A 449-nucleotide genomic window follows, 5' to 3' on the forward strand; every position below is an offset into this window, starting at 1 on the left:
GCGCAGGTACAGAGCCCGTTCGGCGATGGCCAGGCCTGCCTGCACGGCCTCGGGCCGCTCGGTTTCGTCGCGCAGCACCAGCACGGGCACGCCGAACGTCGGCGCTTCCTCCTGAAGGCCTCCGGAATCCGTCAGCAGCAGCCATGCGTCGGCGAGCGCCTGCTGCATTTCCACGTAGTCCAGCGGATCGCACAGCTCGATATTGCCGATGCCACCCAGCAGATCCTGCACGGGTTCGCGCACCACCGGATTGCGGTGCACCGGGAACAGCACCTTCAGTTCGGGCTGCTGCCGTGCCAGGTCGGCGATGGCGCTGCAGATGTCGAATACGCCGTCGCCCCAGCTTTCCCGCCTGTGGAACGTGACGAGCAGGTGGCCCCGGCCCGCGGCACGGCGCTGCACGCCGTGGCGATGGCAGGCCCAGTGCTGGGCATCCACCACCGTGTTGC

General features: G+C 68.8%; 1 protein-coding gene. It reads right to left on the reverse strand.

Features of this window, described 5'->3' with window-relative positions; translation table 11 throughout:
• A partial coding sequence (locus GVL03_RS20205; protein ID WP_200847338.1) for a UDP-N-acetylglucosamine 2-epimerase occupies nucleotides 1-449 on the reverse strand: 449 nt, incomplete at both ends.

Source organism: Microbacterium sp. 18062 (genome assembly GCF_902706225.1).
Taxonomy (GTDB): domain Bacteria; phylum Actinomycetota; class Actinomycetes; order Actinomycetales; family Microbacteriaceae; genus Microbacterium.